Source organism: Sporosarcina sp. UB5 (assembly GCF_050859005.1).
Taxonomy (GTDB): domain Bacteria; phylum Bacillota; class Bacilli; order Bacillales_A; family Planococcaceae; genus Sporosarcina.
The window spans coordinates 1,375,034-1,394,648 of sequence record NZ_CP125984.1; the positions used below are offsets into that span (position 1 = coordinate 1,375,034).

The window sequence follows — 19,615 nt, forward strand, 5'->3', positions numbered from 1 at the left end:
AATGATTGAAAGGATGAAGAGATGAATCAAAAAGTAGTAGACGTTTACAATGGGCTAGTCGTTAAATTTAAGGAGTTAATCCGCGAGCATGAGCTGGATCATAATGATTACCAGGCGCTCGTCGATTGGGCGGACGAACTCGGCCGGTCAGGTGAAATTCCGCTTTTCATGGACGTGTTCTTCGAAACGCACGCCCTCCAAGAAATGTACAAAAACGTGGAAGGGACAGAGCCGACGATTTTGGGACCTTTCTATTTGAAGGATGCGGCTGAAATTGAAAATCCAGGCGTTATGCCAATGCGCGAAGACGAGAAAGGCGACGTGTTTTTCTTCAGTGGAACGGTCACTGACGTTGACGGCAACCCGTTAGCGAATACGAAAGTGGATATTTGGCAAGCGGATGCGAACGGTGAGTACTCCGGGTTTGCGGAAGGGATTCCAGCCGAAAACTTACGCGCGGTGCTGTTTACGGATGAAAATGGGAAGTTCGAAGTGCAAACAGTCATCCCTGGCGATTACTCGATTCCAACAGGCGGCCCGACAGGAAAATTCCTCGAGTGGATTGACTCGCATCCATTCCGACCGGCCCATCTCCACTTCCTATTCAAGCCACAAAACGGCGATCCGTTAATTTCGCAAGTATTTTTCGAGGGGAATCAATACTTGGACAACGATGTCGCAAATGGCGTCCGCGGTACGCTTGTTACGAAATTGGAGAAACGCGATGGGGCAGAAAAAGGGTTAGAGACCGACTACTACTCAGCCCATTTGGACTTCAAGCTGCGCTTACAGGATAAGCCTGTTTATAGTTAATAGATTGAATGGTGATGCACACAGCGGGGGTGGCTGTGTGCATTGTTTTATTGCTTGATTGGTGAAGGGCATTTGTCGCGAGGTTGTATGTTGGCAAGAAGTGAGTGTGGGTCCGCGGAAATATACTGTTTTCCAAAATGCGCAGTTGCCGCGCTAAATGCCTTTGTCAAACTAAGATTTGTCCTTGTGTTTGCGGGCTGAAAAGGTCGAACGGTGATAAATACTGTCTAAGCGGTGATAAACTTCCTCCGAGCGGTGATAAAGTGCCGCTAAGCGGTGATAAACTCTCTGCAAGCGGTGATAAACCCTTGTTGAGTGGTGATAACCGATTTCCATGCCCGCCCGAATTCCTCTTTACACGAGGTATTATCCGAAGTCGTGTCGAAGTAGATTAGTAACGAATGAAGAGGGGGGACTTGTATGAAATTTGTCATTCATTTCACGACAGGTAAAGCATGGAAAGAAGGGAAGCCGCATTGGGAGCAAGGGCTCGTTCCACATCGGGAGTATGTGAGGGAAGCTTTAGCGAAAGGAAATCTGATTGCGGGCGGGCCGTTCATGGATCATACAGGTGGATTGATCATTCTTGAAGTCGATAGCTTGGAAGAGGCGCAGCAGTTTGCTGATAATGACCCTGCGGTGATTGAGGAGAAATTTGAAGCGACCATCTATCCATGGGAGCCGTTGGAAGGGATTTTTAATCAATGATTAGCAGGAGGACTGAGGATGAATAAAAAAACAATCTCGGCAATCGGCTTCGTCGTTGTATTTCTTTTGGCTGCCTATCAACTTACGAAAGACCAAGGGCTTGAGAAGCTAGGTGCTGTACTGGATGACTATTCCAGTGTCGATAAAATACACATTTTAATAGAAGACAACCGAAAGATTGAAATTAATGACAACGATAAAGAAATGTTGGAAGCCTTCAAAGATAACCTGTTCCCACTCGTACTGATCGGTGACCGCCAAAAGAAAAAGCAGTATAAAACTCATCTCGGCGAAAAGGTGTATGACATCGATTTCTACGTCGGGAATAAAGTCGTTTTCACGGAATCAATCTATGAGCTGTCGGATGAATTCCAGGCAACTGCTGAAAATTCCTTCATGATCAGGGATAAGTATTATATAGCGAAATGGAATAAAAGCTTTATCAAATTGAAGATGGATGATCCTGATTCATTTACTGAGGTAATAGAATAAATTAATCAATCGGGAAGAAAGGGTGTGCCAACTGGAAAATCTACAAGCGGTTTTTATCGATCGTGATGGAACAATAGGTGGAACCGGACATTTTATTCATCCAAGAGATTTCACTCCCTATCCTTTTAGCAAAGAAGCTCTTAAGCTCCTGAAGGAACATGATATTAAGACGTTTGCCTGTACAAACCAGCACCGGATCAGCAAAGGACAGGCAAGCATCGAAGACTTTTACGATGAATTCATGGCATTTGGTTTTGATGATGCATTCATATGCCCACACGGCTCCTCGGAAGGATGCGAATGCCGTAAGCCGAGCCCCGGTTTACTTCGAGAAGCTGCGAAAAAACATGATCTAGATCTTTCGAAAACGGCTTTTATCGGCGATGTCGGGTCGACAGATATGTTGGCGGCTCATGCAGTTGGTGCAAAGAAAATTTTAGTTTTGACCGGGTGGGGCGCAGGTTCTTTAACTCATTACAGACATAAATGGGCTGACATAGAGCCGGATTATATCGCTGAGAACTTGTTGGATGCGGTGAAATGGCTTGTAAATAAGGGGATATGAAAACCGCCTAACAATGCATAGGCGGTTTAATAAAATCTAATTCGAACACATAAAAAAAAGACCCTATATATAGGGTCTTTTAAAAGCAATTATTAAGCTTTTTGAACGTTTGTAGCTTGTAGGCCACGTTGTCCTTGCTCAATTTCAAACGTTACGCTTTGACCTTCGTCTAAAGATTTGAAACCATCGCTTTGGATTGCTGAGAAATGTACGAATACGTCTTCTCCACCTTCACGCTCGATGAAACCAAAACCTTTTTCTGCATTAAACCACTTAACTGTACCTTGTTCCATAATTGTTGCCTCCTAGTGTGATATCCACACATATGATACTATCCTTGCTCAAATACCTTAGACGAAAAGCAAAATCCGTTCTCAATCTGAGAAAGAACAAAAATAATTCTTTTTAAGAATAACAGATGTTAGAGGAAAAAGCAAATAGTACGATTGTTATTTAGATAATAAATCTTAAGGGCTTTGCTTTCGAATAAAAAACGTTGGAGCATCATCCACATTTTCAAGCCAAATATGCTCTTGGCCATTCAACGTATTTTTCACCCATACATCACCCTTAGCTTGCCCAGCTGTCCTGCGAAACCAAGTAAGGTAAGGTCCGACAACTTGAAGGTTTTCGTCAAGTTCATTCTTCCCTGGAAATGTAATTTGTTTTTGCTCTCCTGTTCTTATGTTTATCGAGTAAAGTGAGGTGAACATAGTCGGGGCAGGTCCTTCTTTCCACTCCAAGTTCTCTAACGCACGCGCCACAATTACCAAATCCTTTGAGTACCATTCGAGATCAAGGTCTACAAATCCTTTAGGTGTGTATTCTTTTTGCTCTTTAAGTATCGGGATTTCGGCAATCGTCATTTTCTTGTTTTCAACAAAAAACCTTCCCTCACCGGATATATATGCTAGTTCATTGGCGGAAGGAGCCCACTTAAACCAGTCTTTAAATCCTAACATTTTCCCTACTGCTTGAAATTGTTTTCCTCGTGAAGATAAAACACTTAATGTATTACTGTCCATGGACCAAGAAGCGGTAGGAATCACTAAAAAGCTAACCCACTTCCCGTCAGAACTCCACTTAAAATAGTCAGCATCAACCCCAAACAAGTCAGGAATTTCAGTTTGAATCGTATAAAAAGGCTTCATTTTATCTTTATCAAGATTTGCATCTACCGGAATTCTAAAAAGCGGGATAGGACTCCATCCAGTAGGGAGTAAGTTGGACGATGAGGAAACAATAAATTCTTTACCGTTCGGAAACCATTCAAAGCCACTCACACCTAATGAGACATTTTCAAATCCATACGGTCGGCCATTTTTTATTTTTGTCACCTTTAATATACCGTGATCCGTGTAAGCTATCTGATTTTTATCCGGAGCCCACTTAAAGTCCGACGTGACGGAATTAACATAGTGCTGGTAACTTTCCTCTTCCTTTGTGTCGTAAATGAATAAATCCGATTTCTCCCCCTTTTCATCTCCATCAATATATCCAATGAAGCGACCGTCATAGGACCATTTCGGAGCATATACATACCGGTCGTTTGTAAGTTGTATTTCTTGACCATCCTTTTTGATCCATAACTGATGATCACGGATAAATGCAGCTGTTAATGGGGTTTCTGCACTTGCGATTGACGAAAAATGAAAACAGATGAGAGTGAGTAGTACGAAAATCCGCAAATTCACGTCAATCCCTCCTGAAAGATTTACATCTTAATTTGCCCAAGTACCTAACAGCTATCCTAATTCAACAATCAAAAAAGGCCCAGATCCTTGTTGTGGATATGCGCCATATTAAAGTATTTAGTTTTCACCAATAAACATCTCTATTTCATCAGATAAAATAGATGTATCCGATGGATGCCAATAATAGGTGACTCCATCAAACTCCATGTAATATTTGTAGGCAACTGGATCTTCTGTATAAAAAATCATTTCGTAATAAATTGGATCTACTCTTATTGTGCTAGGCCGGAAATTAGGATTTGCTTCACTATTTATTAATAGTTGAAGGAAGGCTTCGACTTCTTCATTCTTTGTTAATTTGGAAATCAACTCGTTTCCTTCTGGTAGATGAGCTTGGTAAATCTCAATTGCCTTCACTTCATCAATTGGCATATCTCTAAAATGCCATTGGTATTCAATATCATCTCGAGAATAGTATACTCGATATCCATTTGTGGAGTGAGAATCCTTAACAGCTATATAGTGTGGATGATCCTTAATCTGAAAAATCTCGGTTCCCTTCTCATGAAAAGCAGCGTCACCGTCTTTTATTTTATATCCTGTATTGGTTACGTTGTCTGCCACTTTAAATTTCACCGTACCAATCTTTTCTCCTACATATTGATCGTCGGCTAAAACCCCAGAATGGATTCCGTAGTAGTGTTTTCCATCCAACATAATAAAATCAACCCAATCAATAACACTTTGACCGTAAATAGGTGAACGACAACCCGTCAATAACAGCAAAGTAAGAACAAAGATAAACATTCTTGGTATCTTCATAAACACCGACCCCTTTATGCATTGGACAGGAATTCAGGGCGTTTGGTTACGTGCTAATTAGTTTTTCCTTTACTCCAAAACTGAAAAATAAAAAGTATTCCCGACTTCTGAAGTACACTCACTTAAATAATATCCAACTCCATTTTCAATATCTTGCGATTCTATGTTTGAACAAGATGTACTTTTTATTCCCTTGTCTGAACCAGCAAAGCCATCTAGTGTATTATCATAGGTGTATATGATTTTATTTCCGTCATAACTTAAATTGTAGAATATTGGAGCCCCTTCAATAGTGTATATGGTAATTTGAATTAGATCTTTAGTTCCAGACTTAACGTTTTTAAGAAAACTATCGAATTTGTGTAAGTTACTAATTTCTCCGTGAAAATTGACTATATCACCATTTTTTATTGCCTCCTCATAAGGATAAGGTGCTTTTGGATTTTCGGCTTCATTTTCCTTATTGATCTCACTTACTTGTTGACACCCAAGTAACATTACTAATAAAAGTAGTAATATCCAAAGTAAATTGGTTTTTTTCAAATATTTCACCTCGGTGCTTATATGTACGACTGGCGCCAATCCTTATTAGAAAATAGCGCACTATTGTAGGATTACTGTTTTAATTGCTCCAGTATAAATTCTAAATCCTCAGGATAGGTGTGTTTAATCGTTTTTATTTCAGATAAAGACTTCCAATCGGCTTCGGAAATAATTTTATCAGGATCATTGATTCCACTACTTTCTCCAATCTTTTCTATGCTAAAATAATATGTTTTAACCTGAATGCCTTTAATGGTTGTTTCTTTAACTCTTAATAGTTCAATGATTTTCACATCATAACCGGTTTCTTCTTTAACTTCTCTAACGCAACATTCCTCTGGACTTTCTCCTACTTCAATCCCACCAGAAGGTACTGCCCATCCCTCTGACCCGAAACTCTTAACCATTAATATTTCCTGTTGTTCATTGATACAAACTCCTGCTGAACCTGACCAGCTTTCCATTCGCATATTCCTGCACCCCATAAAAATATTTATCAAACTAAACTATCAGGACTGTTTGTTGAAAAACTCTGTAGGAGCATTTCACACAATAATTCAATTACCCTTTCTTACTACACTTAATAATCAACGTAGTCGGCATCATCTTCGCCTTCTCAAACGAGTACCACCGATTCGTATGTCTTTCCCGATCTTCATCCGTCAATGAAACATCTTCAATAACCTTCTCGATTACGAATCCACATTCAATTAATGTATTGATATATGTGCTCACTTTATACTGTTGCATGATCGCAGGCGCGTGCCAAGCTTCGTGATCATAAGCGCCTTCTTCGTGGTAGGATTTATTGAAATGAAGTTCTTCACCCACCAAGCTCGCCCGGCTATGCAATGGGTGCTCCCAGCTGAAAACGAAAATGCCGCCGGGTTTCAAATAGTCATGGATATTTGTAAGCGTTTGACGCAAATCGGTCGTCCAACCTAACGCATAAATGGAATAGACGATGTCGAAATATGCTTGAGGCAGCCCGGGGTTTTCCTCCATTGGCGATTCGAATAAATGAACAGGTGCTTTGCTGTCAATCAGCAACTCCTTCGCTGTTTCAATCTGTGTCTTGGAAAGGTCCACTCCCCACAACTCCATGGCACCCCGAGAATCCATATATTGCAATGAATGCCCACTTCCACATCCGATATCCAATACCTTCATGCCAGCCACATCGCCAAGTAACTTCAAATCCTCTTCCCGAGGCGCAAGCGGCCCGTATTCAGGCAACGGATTTCGTCCGAAAAACCGCGGCGCAACCTCATCCCAACTTTTTTTATTCAACACTAGTGATTTGTTTCCCATTTTCATCCCTCCATGGGAATATACATTCGACATTTGAGCGCTCATCTCCTGCATTTGAAATAAAGGGATTTGCCTTTGGTGAAGAGAATTCATTAATGGAATGGAAGCATTGATTACACGCATATAACCCTAACGTATGCATGTACTATTAAGAGAATGGACTTTCATTGATGGGGGCGACAGCGGGGGAATTAGCTTTTAGCTTGTTTCCTTATTTTATAATAAAGAAACCAAATAATAAAAATTGCCCATGACCCTGTAGAAATAGATAAATTGATATAAGGTCCGGGAATGTTTGTCAAAAGTAAAAGAAGCACCGCAAGAATGGTAGAAGGAAACATGATGATCGCCCATGCACGAACAACAGGATTCTTAAAGCTTAATTCAAATTCCATGTCCACCCTCCTCACTATAATTTTTTAATTATTATAACTATTAATAGCGCACTATACAAGTAAGCGTGGTGTATTGAAAAAGATTTCTTAAGAGAATTCAAGACGGAAATTAATAGAGGGAGAGGAATTGTTCAAGACGATTATTTCTTCAATCCTTGTTGTTTTAATTCTAAATAAAATATGAACAGGTGAGCGAAAATTGAAGATAGCATTTTTTGATAGGGATGGAACGATTATTGAAGACTATCCTGATGAGAAATGGAGTTTCATTACCCAACCTGAGTTCATTCCGGGGGCCATTGAAACATTGCAACAAGTTATGCAAAAAGGATACAAAATCATTATCATTACCAATCAATATTTAATTAATGAAGGCTATATTTCATTACAGCAATATGAAGAGATAAATAAAAAAATGATGGAAGAATTAACGAGACATAACGTAGAAATTTTAGATGTATTTTATTGTCCACATAGTCGGCAGGAAGGCTGCGATTGCTGTAAACCTCAAACGGGGTTGATTCAGCAGGCTATTGAAAAGTATCCTGCGATTAATTTAAATGAATCTTTCATAATAGGCGACTCGATTGTGGATATGGAATTAGCTATTCGAATGAATATCGTTGGCTACGGAATTAACGTCGAAGTTCCTGATGAGGGTAAAGATGTTTATAAAATCGGAAAGGTTATTGAAGTATTAGAGTATATAGATTGATATTTCTAGAATGGGAATGTTGAAAATGAAAATTTTTATTATGGGGATCGTCGCAAGTGGAAAAACGACATATGCAAAAGAATTGTCGAAGCAAATGAATGTACCTTTTGTTGAATTAGATGCCGTTGTGTATCATACCGTGGATGGCGTTCGAGTGAAGCGGACGCCCGATGAACAAGTGCAAGTCATTCACGAAATGGATGCTAAAGGAAGCTGGATTGCGGAAGGTGTATACCGCCCGTCCTATCATCTCCTTTTGGACTTGGCCGATATCGTCATTTGGTTGGATCCACCTTTATGGAAAAGGAAACTCCGGATTTTGAGCAGACATGTGAAGCAAGTGATTGGTGTGGAAGAATGTGCGTATAAACCGGATTTTCAAATGTTGCGGAGCATGTACAAATGGACGAAGCAGTTTGAAGAAAGACGGGAAGAGTTGGACGGTATTCTTCAACCTTACTTGGATAAATTGCTTATTGTGCGGAATGATCCAATGAGTAATCAGTTGCTATCTGAAGCTATTCGTGACGTATAAAGGCGACAAGGGTGTAAAAGATATTTGACACCTTTGTCGTCTTGTTTTATAGTGGGGGTGTAAAAGATGTTTTACATATTTCGGTTTTCGAAGGTGGTAACTGTATGCAAAATAGAATAAAGGAGTACCGAGAAAAGAAAGGTATTTCACAAGGGAAATTAGCGGACCTGTGCAATGTAAGCAGGCAAACTATTAATGCTATAGAAAATGATAAATATGACCCGAGTCTACAGTTAGCCTTTGACCTTGCGAAAAATTTAGGGGTTACAGTTGATTATTTATTTTTGAATGGGGGGGAGAGTAAATGAGTTCTCGAAAACTAGGTGGAATTATATTTGGCGCTGCTAGTTTAATTGTGATAGGCTATACGATTTATAAAATTATTATGGGAAAAGATGTTGGATTCAATGAAATTTCATCTATTGCGATCGTCTTGATGATGTTTTTGTCCGCCATTACTTGGGGAAACAAAGAAGATAAAGACGGAATATTAATAGATGAGGAACTTGGACAAAGAATTACAGAAAAAAGCTCGAAAATAAGTTATTTTATTCTAGTGTTCTTAATTTTGGTGGCCGTATTTGTCGATGAATTAATAAACGGTACAGTCAACATCTTTCTATTAGGGATATTAGGGTTATCGATGATTATTTTACCGTTAGTTGAATTTATGATGTCTAGAAAGTACCAGTGAGACAATATGAAGATATCTAAAACAAGCATATAAAGCCAAAAAAATAATTTAGTTTAAGCTGCAATAGTAGGGAGATAGAATTAAGAAAAGGAATGAGACAAGTGTATGACCAAAAACTTGTTTGAACAAAACTTGGAGAAATACGCTGATCCTGAAATGTACGATCATTTGTATGAAGGGTATCAGAAGGATTTAAGCGTCATATTAAAATGGGCGAGTCATGAACAGACGATACTTGAATTAGCTTGTGGGACAGGCAGACTGACGATTCCGATGGCGCAGCGTGGATTCAAAATGATTGGAGTAGACTTGCATGAAGGCATGTTGGCACGAGCGAGGGAAAAAGGCAGAAGAGATTGGGGTATCGATTGATTTTGTTCTGCAAGATTGTACAAAACTGAACTTGCCGGTGAGAAGATCGCTCGCTTTCATGACGGGCAATTCCTTTCAGCATTTTTTGGCGAATGAGGCGCAGGACGCTTTATTCCATTCCGTCCGAAAGCATTTGATGGATGGAGGAGTTTTCATTTTCGATACACGAAACCCAGTGTTGAAGGAGCTTTCTGCTGTTGATGAATATGAGGAGACGTATCTTGATAAGATTGGCAATGAGGTGATTGAAAGTCATCGTGATGTGTATAATCATCTGACTCAGATCTTGGATTGCCGGACGAATCGCCGTATTTATCGGGACGGTACGTTAATTGCGGAAGAACAAGATGGAATTTCTCTCCGTTATTCATTCCCACAGGAAATGGAACGATTAATAGCCGCAAATGGATTCGAAATTGTGCAAGTGTATGGCGATTGGGATGAGAATGAATTGCATGCGGAGAGTGTTTCGATGGTGTATGTGTGTAGGGTTAAAACGGTTTGAGTTATTACGTAGATCCCGGTAAGTGTTCATAAATCGCCAACATATTATTTTCTTACAAAAATTAAGCCGCTTGCTAGGCTTAACAAGCGGCTTGGATTAGCTTCTATTTAACCGTGATACTTATCCCTCTCCGTCTTTTCCCGCTGATTCGTCGTCATTGGCTCCTGTTTCGGCTTCAAGTTGCCGAGTTCGGCCAATTCCATTGAAATCTCTTCTTTTACTTCCCGCCGATTTCCTGGTGTCTTCGGATTGGAATATAAATTGCTATGCGCACCTTGTTTCATTATGAAAACCTCCCATATCATTTTGCATCTGCATTTTTAATATGGTCTAGTTTGCTCGTTTTAATGTGCTATATGGTTTTTTCTTTCAGCAATCCTCTTCAATTCATTCGCCCTGTCGGCAATAAAATTCTTCATATATCGTTCTAAAAACAGGCGGTCTGCAATTTTTCCAATGAAGCCAAGAGGGGATTTATACGAAAAGGTATCTTTCATAATCGTCCCCGTGTCGCTTTCAATGAATTCATGTGTGTGCGTGAAAGAGTGGAACGCACCTTTTACCATGACATCAGTAAAACTGTGAGGCCGATTCATCTCAATGATTTTCGCAGTTAATCTTTGTTTAATTCCAAAATGAACGGCTTCCCACGTGACGGTATCGCCGTTTTCCAATAGTCCAGTCATCACTCCAGCAATGGCTTTTTCCTTCGTTTTTGCCGTTGTTTCCGTGTGGACATCTACATTTCTAGCAAGGTCAAAACAGATGTGAATGGGTGCATTAATATGGATTTCATGTGTAATTGTTGGCATGGTTTCAACCTTTCAATACATAATATGTCTGCTCTTCAAATGTCTTATTAATTAGTTTGTCAATTGTAGACACCACCTAAATGTATGCAGTGTTATTTCTAAGGTAGTTCGGTATCAACGGACTTGGCAGTTTAGTGTATGAATGTATACGTTAAATTGACGAAGTATTTAAATTATATCGTAACTTATATTTGAGATAATAGTCTAATAAAGAGGGGGTGTTATGATGGAAAACTTTAAAAATATGATACGTATTTCGGTCATTGCTTTGTTGTTATCTTCTTGTAGTAACTCGATCACTTCTAATGGAGGCGGTCTTAGTTATTCAACTTCTTTTACAGGATGTCCTGACGCAGAAATTGAATGGGTGAATATGCTGATGATCAATGATATTAAATACAAGCATCATTTTTCGCACCCGGATGAAAACTTTCCTGTAACGATTGAAAAGGGTAGAGAGCTCGGAAAAGTGAATTATAAAATGGCTGGCAGTGCATGTAGTAATCACAAGGAGCAAAATGGTGATGCGACATATTTGGAGGAAGGAACAAGCATTTATGAAATCAAAGGATATCCAACTTCCTTAGTTGTTGTTGCCAATGATGTTGTATATGTAGCCGACAGGAATAAAAAGGCGAAAACGGTCGGAGAACTCTACCCTATGGATAAGTTGGTGAAGAATATCCATATTCAAAGTACCGAAGATGGAAAGAGATTGCATACATTTTCACCGTCATCTAAGGATAAGTTTTTAGCCGAATTTTATAAACTAGAACTGGAAGATGTACAGTCATTAATTGATGCAGGTAAGTTAGATGGTACTCGAATATTTTTGGAGATTGAACTGAATAATGGCGTTTTAATTAGGCAACTTTATTGGAGCGATACGAATACATTTCACAGTGGAGCAATTGGAAACGATGAAATAGAGGAAGTCATTCTCGATGAAGTATCCAATCTAGAGAATGAATACCAATAATAGTGTTTTCCTCATCTTGCAACAGGACTCGTCAGCCAATTGGATTCATTCTCAACTTTAGACTTCACTAGCATGATATCTTCCATTTAATGATCAGTTTGGGAGTGTGTGGGGGTATTTGGAATTTAATTGAATAGTAGTCTGTATTGTTAGATTTCTAGCATGATGCAATTTCTATCGGAACGCAAAAAGCGCACATAATTGTGCGCTTTTTGTATAGATTCTTGCCGACCGACACCATGTGAACAACTAAAAAATGGTCAAACGGTGATAAAGTGTGCCTAAGCGGTGATAAGTTAGTTCTGAGCGGTGATAAAGTGCCATTAAGCGGTGATAAACCTCCGCTGAACGGTGATAACCCCGTCCCAAGCGGTGATAAAGCTGCTCAGCTGCCACTTCGCCCGATCCATCTCAATGATTTTCGCGGAACATCAGCCGTCATTACTCGGAAAAGCAAAGGTTGACGCAGATTCACTGTTTTCTTCAAACCACTTTTCTGAAATGGTTTTGGTTTTGGTGAAGAAGCGAACATGGTCAGGCCCGAACATATGCCCCTCGCCGAATCTGGACCGTTTCCAGCCGGCAAAGTTATGATAACCGACAGGGATGGGAATGGGCACATTTACCCCGACCATGCCGACGTCGATTTCCGTTATGAACTTGCGAGCGGCGGCCCCGTTATTCGTATAAATGGTCACACCGTTGCCAAGCTCATGCGCATTGATTAGGTCGATTGCTTCCTCTAAAGAATCTACCCGGACGACATTGCGGGCAGGACCAAATACTTCTTGCTCGTAAATTTCCATGCCGGGTTTGACGTTGTCGAGTAGAGTAGGGCCAAGATAGAAGCCGTTGGAGTTTTTAGCGATGTCCGGGCTGCGGCCGTCGCATACGAGCGTAGCGCCTTCCTCCAGGCTGCGGTCGATAAAGCCGATGATTGCGTCCTTTGACTGCTTTGTAATAACAGGTCCGAAGTCAACATCTGCATCTGTATAGGGTCCTACTTTTAACTTCGCGATCTTTCCAGCTAGTACGTCTACTAGCTTATTTGCTGTTTCTTCGCCAACGGGCATGATTGTCGAAATGGCCATACAGCGTTGGGAAGCGGCCCCATAAGCCGCGCCTAAAAATGCGTTTGCGGCCTGCTCCAGATCTGCATCCGGCATGACAATCATATTGTTTTTACCGCCGCCTAATGCCGTAACGCGCTTGCCGTATTTTGAGCCGGTTTTGTAAATATACTCAGCGACTGGCGTCGATCCGACAAACGAAATGGCTTCAACAGCGGGGTTTTCCAATAGTTCGTTCACCGCATCCTTGTCGCCATTGATGACTGTCCAAACACCATCGGGCAACCCCGCTTCTTTCCACAGTTCCGAAAAATACAATGCGGAGCACGGTACACGCTCGGAAGGCTTTAAAATGACGGAATTGCCGACTGCGACCGCCATACTTGTCATGGCGAGCGGCACCATCACTGGAAAGTTGAATGGGGAAATCGCCGCAACGACGCCGAGTGGAACTTTTGCTGAATAAGCATTAATATCCCCGCCGACATTGACGGAGTACTCGCCTTTTAATAAGTGAGGGGCATTGATGGCTAAATCTACAGATTCCAGGCCACGTGTGATTTCACCCCTCGCATCCTCGACTGTTTTCCCGCTTTCGGTACAAATGATATCGATGAGCTCATCCATACGTGCGGTCATCAATTGACGGAACTTCATCACAATCTCAACGCGTTTGCCAACTGATAGAGCGCGCCATGCTGGAAAGGCTGCTTGAGCAGTTGCAATGGCGCCTTGCACTTCCTCTTTTGTTGCAATAGGGACATGTGCGATCACTGCACCTGTACTTGGATTGAAAACATTTGAGAAGTGACCACTTGTGCCAGCTACGATTTCACCATTAATAAAATGCCCAAGTTCTTTTACCTCTGTATTCGTCACCATTCATTCATTTCCCCCTTGTGGCAATAGTTCATGCAATGCACGTGTAAGTTTTTCAACGATCCAATCTTTTTCATCCAACGAAATAATTAGTGGTGGAGCGAGTGTTAGAATATTGTTGAAACCTGCAACTGTGACGCCATTTTTCCCGATGATCAACCCTTGTTCTTTACATAGAGAAATGACTTTGTTAACAGCAGTTACATCAAGTGGCGCTTTGCTGTTTTTGTCACTTACAAGCTCAATGCCGATTAGTAAGCCTTTCCCGCGGATATTGCCGACATTTGGATGATCCTGTAAGCGATCTTGCAGTTCTGCATGGAGAATTGCACCCATCTCTTCTGAGCGGGCAAATAAATTTTCACGTTCCATGATTTCGATATTTTTGAGGGCAACTGCACAGGCCGCTGGAGAACCGCCGAATGTGTTGACGTGTCGGAAAAAGTCGTACTCCTCACTTCCAATAAAAGCCTCATAGATTTCGCGGCGCACTGCTGTAGCAGATAGCGGCATATATGCGCTTGTTAAGCCTTTTGCCATTGTGACAATATCCGGCTGAATGCCATAGTTCTGGAAGCCAAATGCTTTGCCTGTACGTCCGAAGCCGCAAATGACTTCATCGACAATGAGCAATGCCCCATGCTTTTCACAAACGGCTTTTACCCCGCGCAAATAGTCCTCATGCGGCATAATCACGCCGCCACCCGTAATAATGGGTTCCAGAATAACGCCAGCAATCGTATCGGACATTTCCCACGTCATGACATTATCAATTGCTTGAACAGACGGTAAAGCAGCCGGCTCTGTAATATGATCTTCGTTTGCACGGTAGGCATCCGGCGGCGCAACATGAATGAAGCCGGTTGCTAACGGTTCGTATTTATATTTTCGTTGGGCTTGCCCTGTTGCCGCTAACGCCCCCATTGTACTGCCGTGGTAGGCCCTATAGCGGGAAATGAATTTTGTTCGATTGGTGTGACCTTTTTGTTGATGGTACTGACGTGCAATCTTGAAGGCGGTCTCATTCGCCTCTGAACCGCTGTTGGAATAAAAGACAACATAATCATCACCTAATAATTCGCTAATCTTTTCGCTTAGTTGAATGGCAGGGACATGCCCGACGGAAAGGGGGGTATAGGCATTTTCCAGTAATTGCTCGTAAGCGGCTTTGGCGAGTTCCTCTCGACCGTAGCCGACGTTCACACACCATAAACCGGACATGGCATCCAAGTAACGTTTCCCGTCAATATCCGTTATCCAAGCGCCTTCCGATTTCTGAATGATTGACGTAGCTTTCGGGTTGTAGGGCTTCATGGCATGCCATACATACTGCTCATCTTTTACTTGCCAATTTTGACTCGTTACGTTCGTCATGGAAATCATCACTCCTTCATTTATTCTATGCTTAATCCACTAATCAACTTCCTTAGAAAAACGTTATACACACAGCCCCTTATTATATAAATAACATCCCATAAATATGCGCTTGGCCATATTTTTTAAGTCTTATATCCGCTTACTCCGAATACACTAGCTTTATAGTTTTTATAAATGGTGGATAGTTCAATAACTATGAAAGAGAGGACTTGCATATGTATGCATGTAATAGGAACCGATTGCAGGCATTAGTTGAACGGTTCAGTCAGTTTGGTGCCACTCCTAATGGGGGAGTAACCCGTCTGTCCCTGTCAAAAGAGGATATTTTGGCAAGAGACTGCTTTAGTGAAATCTGTAAAGAGCTGGGCATGGATATCAAAACAGATGATATGGGGAATGTCTATGCGACGCTGCCGGGGAAGAGGGATTGCCCGCCAATCGTAATCGGATCGCATCTGGATTCTGTTGAAAAAGGGGGCAGATTTGATGGTGTGTTAGGTATTTTAACAGGAATAGAGGCGGTACGGACGTTAAAGGATAACGACATTGAGCTCGAGATTCCATTAATGCTTGTGAATTTTACGAATGAAGAAGGTGCGCGCTTCGATCCAGCGATGATGAGTTCCGGTGTCATTGCTTCCAAGTTTAGTAGAGAAAAAATGCTGGACTCTACCGACAATAACGGCATTACTTTTCAAGAAGCATTACAGGCGAGTGGTTATGAGGGGGAGCAAGAAAATCGTTTAACAGAAGCCCTTGCTTATATTGAGCTGCATATTGAACAAGGACCGGTGCTAGCTGCTAAGCAATGTGATATTGGAGTGGTCGAAGGCGTTTTAGGTATGGTGTGCTATGAAATTACCGTAACAGGTGAATCAAATCACGCAGGTACAACGCCAATGTCGATGCGCAAGGATCCGATGATTGTAGCGTCCCGTTTAATTTCGTCTTTGCACGAGCAGTTGGGCAAAATCGACGAAGAGCTTGTGTTCACATTTGGACGTATGCAAGTGACGCCCAATATCCATACAGTCATTCCGAACAAAGTAGTGTTTACCATCGATTCGCGTCATCAAAGTCCAGAGGTCATGCTTCAAGTGGAAAAGCTATTGACCGGAATAGCTGCAAAGGAAAACGGTTGCAGCATTCGACCGGTCAAGCTATGGGGACGAGAGACAGTATTCTTTGATGAAGCTATTTGCGATGAAGTGGAAAAATCGTGCGCTGACTTTGGTTATTCCTTTCATAGAATGTTCAGCGGGGCGGGACACGATGCCCAGTATATTGCGAGCATCATCCCTTCTGCCATGATTTTTGTGCCAAGCATCGATGGGAAAAGTCATTGCGAGGAAGAAGAAACGACATTTGAAGACTGTGCAAAGGGAGCGGATGTGTTATTGGAAACCGTGTTGGCACTGCAAACGAAGTTTAGTAGGGGCGATAGATACACACTAAACCAAAGATGAACGTAACTCGCTAAGGTAGCAACCTCCCATATTTGGAGGTGTAGAAAATTTACAGTTATTAATCGAAAGGTGAGGATAGTATGAAAAAAATGATTACAGGTGGACTCATCGCTACAGCTTCAGATTTGTATGAGGCAGATATCTTAATCGAAAACGGCAAGATTGTACAAATCGGCAAAAACTTATCAGCTGACGGAGCGGAAATTGTAGATGCAACAGGCAAATACGTGATGCCTGGCGGAATTGATCCGCATACGCATTTGGATATGCCGTTCAATAACACGGTAACAGATGATGATTGGAAGTCGGGTACAATTGCCGCTGCCTTCGGCGGGACAACGACCATTTTAGATTTCTGCTTATCTGCGGGTGAAGAAAAGCTTGCGACGGCTGTGGAAAAGTGGCATGAAAAAGCAAAAGGAAATTCAGCCATTGACTACGGCTTCCATTTAATGATTAGTGATTTAACGCCTGAAACAGAGGTCGAGTTGCCTTTATTGCTAGAGCGCGAAGGGATTACGTCTGTCAAAGTGTTCATGGCTTACGCGAAAGAATTCCAGGCATCGGATCGTACGCTGTTCAAGACCTTTAAAATCGCAAAAGATATAGGTGCTGTTGTGATGGTGCACTGTGAAAATGGTTCAGTCATTGATGAATTAGTAGAGGAGGCGAGGAAAGCCGGCCAGACAGCTCCGATTTATCACGCACTGACGCGTCCCGCGGAAGTAGAGGGCGAGGCGACGAAACGAGCCATTGAACTGGCGCATATCGCAGGCGCAAAACTTTATGTTGTCCATGTGACGTGTAAAGAAGCGCTAGATGAAATTATCGCAGCGCGTGAAAAAGGCTATGACGTGTATGGGGAAACATGCCCACCTTATTTGACGCTTGATCAGTCAGCGTTAGCACAGCCAGGCTTCGAAGGGGCTAAATATGTTTGGTCACCACCACTTCGTCCGAAATACCATCAAGAGCATTTGTGGAATGCGCTAAAAGCCAAGCAGCTGCAAACAATCGGCTCGGACCAATGTTCATTTAGCTATAACGGAAAGAAGCAATTAGGGATAAACGACTTTTCTAAAATTCCAAATGGCGGACCGTTTATCGAAGATCGCTTCAGCATTTTATACTCGGAAGGTGTGGCGAAAGGACGGATTTCCATCCAAGACTTCGTCGATATGATTTCGACTAATGCTGCAAAAATCTTCGGCTTATACCCGCAAAAAGGGACGATTGCTATTGGTTCTGACGCAGATATCGTAATTTTTGATCCTGATAAAAAACGAAAAATTTCTGCAGAAACCCACCATATGAATGTCGATTACAATCCATACGAAGGATGGGAAGTTACGGGGGAGCCTATCAGTGTTCTTGTACGTGGTGAATACGTCATTAAAAATAGACAATTTGTAGGCGCATTAGGTAGTGGCCGTTATATCAAGCGTGCCTTAAGGCAGGCGGCTGCTGAACGGATCAACGTCTAATTATCAATCCATTAGGGGGGAATGGTTTAATGAGTTCTCAACTCGCACGTAATTTTGTGGAAATGACGGGCAGGATGACGAAAAATGAAGCGATAGAGGAAGCTAATCGTTGTCTGTATTGTTACGACGCACCTTGCATTACAGCTTGCCCGACAAGTATTCAAGTTCCGAATTTCATCAAAAAAATTGCTTCCGGTAATATGAAAGGTTCAGCCATGACGATTATGGACGCCAATCCGATTGGTGCAAGCTGTGCGCGGGTATGTCCAACCGAGATATTATGTGAAGGGGCTTGTGTGCTGAATGCATCGACCAAACCTATTAAAATAGGACAATTGCAGCGTTACGCAACAGACTGGGCGATGGAAACAGACGTCGAGCTATTTAAAAAAGGTGAACCAAATGGAAAAAGGATCGCGATTGTCGGCTCTGGTCCGGCGGGCTTGTCGGCGGCGCGAGAGCTTAGTCGATTCGGTTATAATGTCACGATTTTCGAAGCGGAGGCAAAGGCGGGTGGCTTGAACACGTATGGCATCGTGTCTTTCAGATTGCCGAATGAAGTAGCGGATTGGGAAGTGGATCAAGTTGCAAAGCTTGGCGTGGACATTAAAACAAACACAAGAGTAGGCGTGGATATTTCTGCCGAGGAAATTTTAACGCAATATGACAGTGTTATTTTAGCGGTTGGGATGGGGTCCGTACCTAACCTTGGCATTGAAGGTGAGGAGCTGGAAGGCGTCCATGATGCCATTGAGTTTGTAAAGCGCACGAAAATGGGTGTACTGACAGAGGACTTAATCGGGAAACGTGTTGCGGTCATCGGTGCTGGCAACACAGCCATAGATGGGGCGACTTGTGCTGTACGGCTAGGTGCTGAGCAAGTTGACATTCTTTATAGAAGAACGGAAAAAGAGATGACTGCTTACCAATATGAATATGAATTTGCCAAGCAAGATGGCGTTGGATTCAAGTGGCTGACAGCGCCGAAGCGAATTATTGGTAATGAGGCAGGGAAAGTAGTGGGCCTTGAGTGCGTCAGGATGAAGCTTGGAGAAGCAGGAGCAGATGGCAGACAACGACCAGAAGAAATCAAGGGATCTGAGTTTATTATACAGGTGGACGCAGTCATCAAAGCCATTGGACAAACGCGTTTAGTCCCGCTCATTGAAGCGTTCGGATTGCAGCATACGAACGGAGTAGTAGACATTGATGAAAAGACTATGCAAACGTCGAATGACAAAGTGTTTGCCTGTGGAGATGTTGTCTTCGGCAACGGCCAAGGTGAAGCGATGGTCGTAACAGCTGCACAACAAGGAAAAGATGCTGCTTACATCATTCATGAGCGTTTAAGAAAACCGAGCGGGATCGCATAGGGGGGATAGTG

The 19,615-nt window shown here is 42.1% G+C and carries 25 protein-coding genes; 14 read left to right on the forward strand and 11 right to left on the reverse strand.

All coding sequences use genetic code 11. The annotated features are described in order from the left end of the window. Window positions 1–21: 21 nt before the first annotated feature. The 4 genes from QM454_RS07235 (at window position 22) to QM454_RS07250 (ending at window position 2,578) form a co-directional block, all read left to right on the forward strand. Entirely contained in the window at window positions 22–813 is a 792-nt protein-coding gene (locus tag QM454_RS07235; protein ID WP_432363333.1) for a dioxygenase, read from the forward strand. 420 nt (window positions 814–1,233) lie between these two features. Continuing rightward, on the forward strand, window positions 1,234–1,521 hold the full coding sequence (locus QM454_RS07240) for a YciI family protein (RefSeq protein ID WP_432363335.1): 288 nt from the start codon (window positions 1,234–1,236) through the stop codon (window positions 1,519–1,521). A gap of 18 nt (window positions 1,522–1,539) precedes the next feature. Further along, entirely contained in the window at window positions 1,540–2,013 is a 474-nt protein-coding gene (locus tag QM454_RS07245) for a hypothetical protein (protein WP_432363337.1), read from the forward strand. 31 nt (window positions 2,014–2,044) lie between these two features. Next, complete coding sequence (locus QM454_RS07250) at window positions 2,045–2,578, forward strand: HAD-IIIA family hydrolase (RefSeq protein ID WP_432363896.1); 534 nt, start codon at window positions 2,045–2,047, stop codon at window positions 2,576–2,578. Between the two features lie 92 nt (window positions 2,579–2,670). Here the strand turns inward: QM454_RS07250 and QM454_RS07255 are convergent, their stop codons facing one another. The 7 genes from QM454_RS07255 to QM454_RS07285 all read right to left on the reverse strand — a co-directional run bounded on the left by QM454_RS07255 (window position 2,671) and on the right by QM454_RS07285 (window position 7,343). After that, window positions 2,671–2,871, reverse strand: a complete 201-nt coding sequence (locus QM454_RS07255; RefSeq protein ID WP_147058293.1) for a cold-shock protein — start codon at window positions 2,869–2,871, stop codon at window positions 2,671–2,673. Window positions 2,872–3,045: 174 nt separating this feature from the next. Next, window positions 3,046–4,272 (reverse strand): translocation protein TolB, encoded by a 1,227-nt coding sequence (locus tag QM454_RS07260; RefSeq protein WP_432363339.1) that lies wholly within the window; start codon window positions 4,270–4,272, stop codon window positions 3,046–3,048. A gap of 117 nt (window positions 4,273–4,389) precedes the next feature. Then, a complete protein-coding gene (locus QM454_RS07265) occupies window positions 4,390–5,094 on the reverse strand; it encodes a hypothetical protein (protein WP_432363341.1) in 705 nt (234 codons plus the stop codon). A gap of 69 nt (window positions 5,095–5,163) precedes the next feature. Continuing rightward, window positions 5,164–5,637 carry a DUF4362 domain-containing protein gene (locus tag QM454_RS07270; protein WP_432363343.1) on the reverse strand — a complete coding sequence of 158 codons (474 nt, stop codon included), beginning with the start codon at window positions 5,635–5,637 and terminating at the stop codon, window positions 5,164–5,166. A gap of 71 nt (window positions 5,638–5,708) precedes the next feature. Then, window positions 5,709–6,101 (reverse strand): NUDIX hydrolase, encoded by a 393-nt coding sequence (locus QM454_RS07275; protein ID WP_432363345.1) that lies wholly within the window; start codon window positions 6,099–6,101, stop codon window positions 5,709–5,711. A 97-nt stretch (window positions 6,102–6,198) separates the two neighbouring features. Further along, complete coding sequence (locus QM454_RS07280) at window positions 6,199–6,948, reverse strand: class I SAM-dependent methyltransferase (RefSeq protein ID WP_432363347.1); 750 nt, start codon at window positions 6,946–6,948, stop codon at window positions 6,199–6,201. A gap of 191 nt (window positions 6,949–7,139) precedes the next feature. Then, complete coding sequence (locus tag QM454_RS07285) at window positions 7,140–7,343, reverse strand: hypothetical protein (protein WP_432363349.1); 204 nt, start codon at window positions 7,341–7,343, stop codon at window positions 7,140–7,142. 199 nt (window positions 7,344–7,542) lie between these two features. Between QM454_RS07285 and QM454_RS07290 the strand changes: the two genes are divergently transcribed. From QM454_RS07290 to QM454_RS07315, 6 genes are all read left to right on the forward strand, one after another. Then, the gene (locus QM454_RS07290) at window positions 7,543–8,058 is read left to right on the forward strand and encodes a D-glycero-alpha-D-manno-heptose-1,7-bisphosphate 7-phosphatase (RefSeq protein WP_432363351.1); all 516 of its coding nucleotides are present in this window, start codon (window positions 7,543–7,545) and stop codon (window positions 8,056–8,058) included. A gap of 25 nt (window positions 8,059–8,083) precedes the next feature. After that, the gene (locus QM454_RS07295; RefSeq protein WP_432363352.1) at window positions 8,084–8,593 is read left to right on the forward strand and encodes a hypothetical protein; all 510 of its coding nucleotides are present in this window, start codon (window positions 8,084–8,086) and stop codon (window positions 8,591–8,593) included. A gap of 104 nt (window positions 8,594–8,697) precedes the next feature. Continuing rightward, window positions 8,698–8,901, forward strand: a complete 204-nt coding sequence (locus QM454_RS07300; protein WP_432363354.1) for a helix-turn-helix transcriptional regulator — start codon at window positions 8,698–8,700, stop codon at window positions 8,899–8,901. Further along, a complete protein-coding gene (locus QM454_RS07305) occupies window positions 8,898–9,287 on the forward strand; it encodes a hypothetical protein (protein ID WP_432363356.1) in 390 nt (129 codons plus the stop codon). Before QM454_RS07300 ends, QM454_RS07305 begins: the two co-directional genes overlap by 4 nt. A 105-nt stretch (window positions 9,288–9,392) precedes the next feature. Then, window positions 9,393–9,659: a class I SAM-dependent DNA methyltransferase gene (locus tag QM454_RS07310; protein ID WP_432363358.1), complete on the forward strand. Its 267-nt coding sequence runs from the start codon at window positions 9,393–9,395 to the stop codon at window positions 9,657–9,659. Continuing rightward, on the forward strand, window positions 9,601–10,164 hold the full coding sequence (locus tag QM454_RS07315) for a hypothetical protein (RefSeq protein ID WP_432363360.1): 564 nt from the start codon (window positions 9,601–9,603) through the stop codon (window positions 10,162–10,164). Before QM454_RS07310 ends, QM454_RS07315 begins: the two co-directional genes overlap by 59 nt. Window positions 10,165–10,271: 107 nt before the next feature. Here the strand turns inward: QM454_RS07315 and QM454_RS07320 are convergent, their stop codons facing one another. Together QM454_RS07320 and QM454_RS07325 are read right to left on the reverse strand one after the other, a co-directional pair. Beyond that, the gene (locus QM454_RS07320) at window positions 10,272–10,448 is read right to left on the reverse strand and encodes a hypothetical protein (protein ID WP_432363362.1); all 177 of its coding nucleotides are present in this window, start codon (window positions 10,446–10,448) and stop codon (window positions 10,272–10,274) included. Window positions 10,449–10,508: 60 nt separating this feature from the next. After that, entirely contained in the window at window positions 10,509–10,976 is a 468-nt protein-coding gene (locus QM454_RS07325; protein ID WP_432363364.1) for an SRPBCC family protein, read from the reverse strand. Between the two features lie 226 nt (window positions 10,977–11,202). Between QM454_RS07325 and QM454_RS07330 the strand changes: the two genes are divergently transcribed. Further along, window positions 11,203–11,955: a hypothetical protein gene (locus QM454_RS07330; protein WP_432363366.1), complete on the forward strand. Its 753-nt coding sequence runs from the start codon at window positions 11,203–11,205 to the stop codon at window positions 11,953–11,955. A gap of 431 nt (window positions 11,956–12,386) precedes the next feature. Here QM454_RS07330 and QM454_RS07335 read toward each other — a convergent pair whose 3' ends face one another. Continuing rightward, window positions 12,387–13,907, reverse strand: coding sequence for a CoA-acylating methylmalonate-semialdehyde dehydrogenase (locus QM454_RS07335; RefSeq protein WP_432363367.1), 1,521 nt, complete (start codon window positions 13,905–13,907; stop codon window positions 12,387–12,389). After that, entirely contained in the window at window positions 13,908–15,278 is a 1,371-nt protein-coding gene (locus QM454_RS07340) for an aspartate aminotransferase family protein (protein WP_432363369.1), read from the reverse strand. 218 nt (window positions 15,279–15,496) lie between these two features. Here QM454_RS07340 and QM454_RS07345 point away from each other — a divergent pair, with 218 nt between their 5' ends. The 3 genes from QM454_RS07345 to QM454_RS07355 all read left to right on the forward strand — a co-directional run bounded on the left by QM454_RS07345 (window position 15,497) and on the right by QM454_RS07355 (window position 19,604). Further along, complete coding sequence (locus QM454_RS07345; protein WP_432363371.1) at window positions 15,497–16,747, forward strand: Zn-dependent hydrolase; 1,251 nt, start codon at window positions 15,497–15,499, stop codon at window positions 16,745–16,747. 80 nt (window positions 16,748–16,827) lie between these two features. After that, complete coding sequence (hydA, locus tag QM454_RS07350) at window positions 16,828–18,231, forward strand: dihydropyrimidinase (RefSeq protein ID WP_432363373.1); 1,404 nt, start codon at window positions 16,828–16,830, stop codon at window positions 18,229–18,231. Between the two features lie 29 nt (window positions 18,232–18,260). Next, complete coding sequence (locus QM454_RS07355; protein WP_432363374.1) at window positions 18,261–19,604, forward strand: NAD(P)-dependent oxidoreductase; 1,344 nt, start codon at window positions 18,261–18,263, stop codon at window positions 19,602–19,604. The last annotated feature ends 11 nt before the right edge of the window (window positions 19,605–19,615 follow it).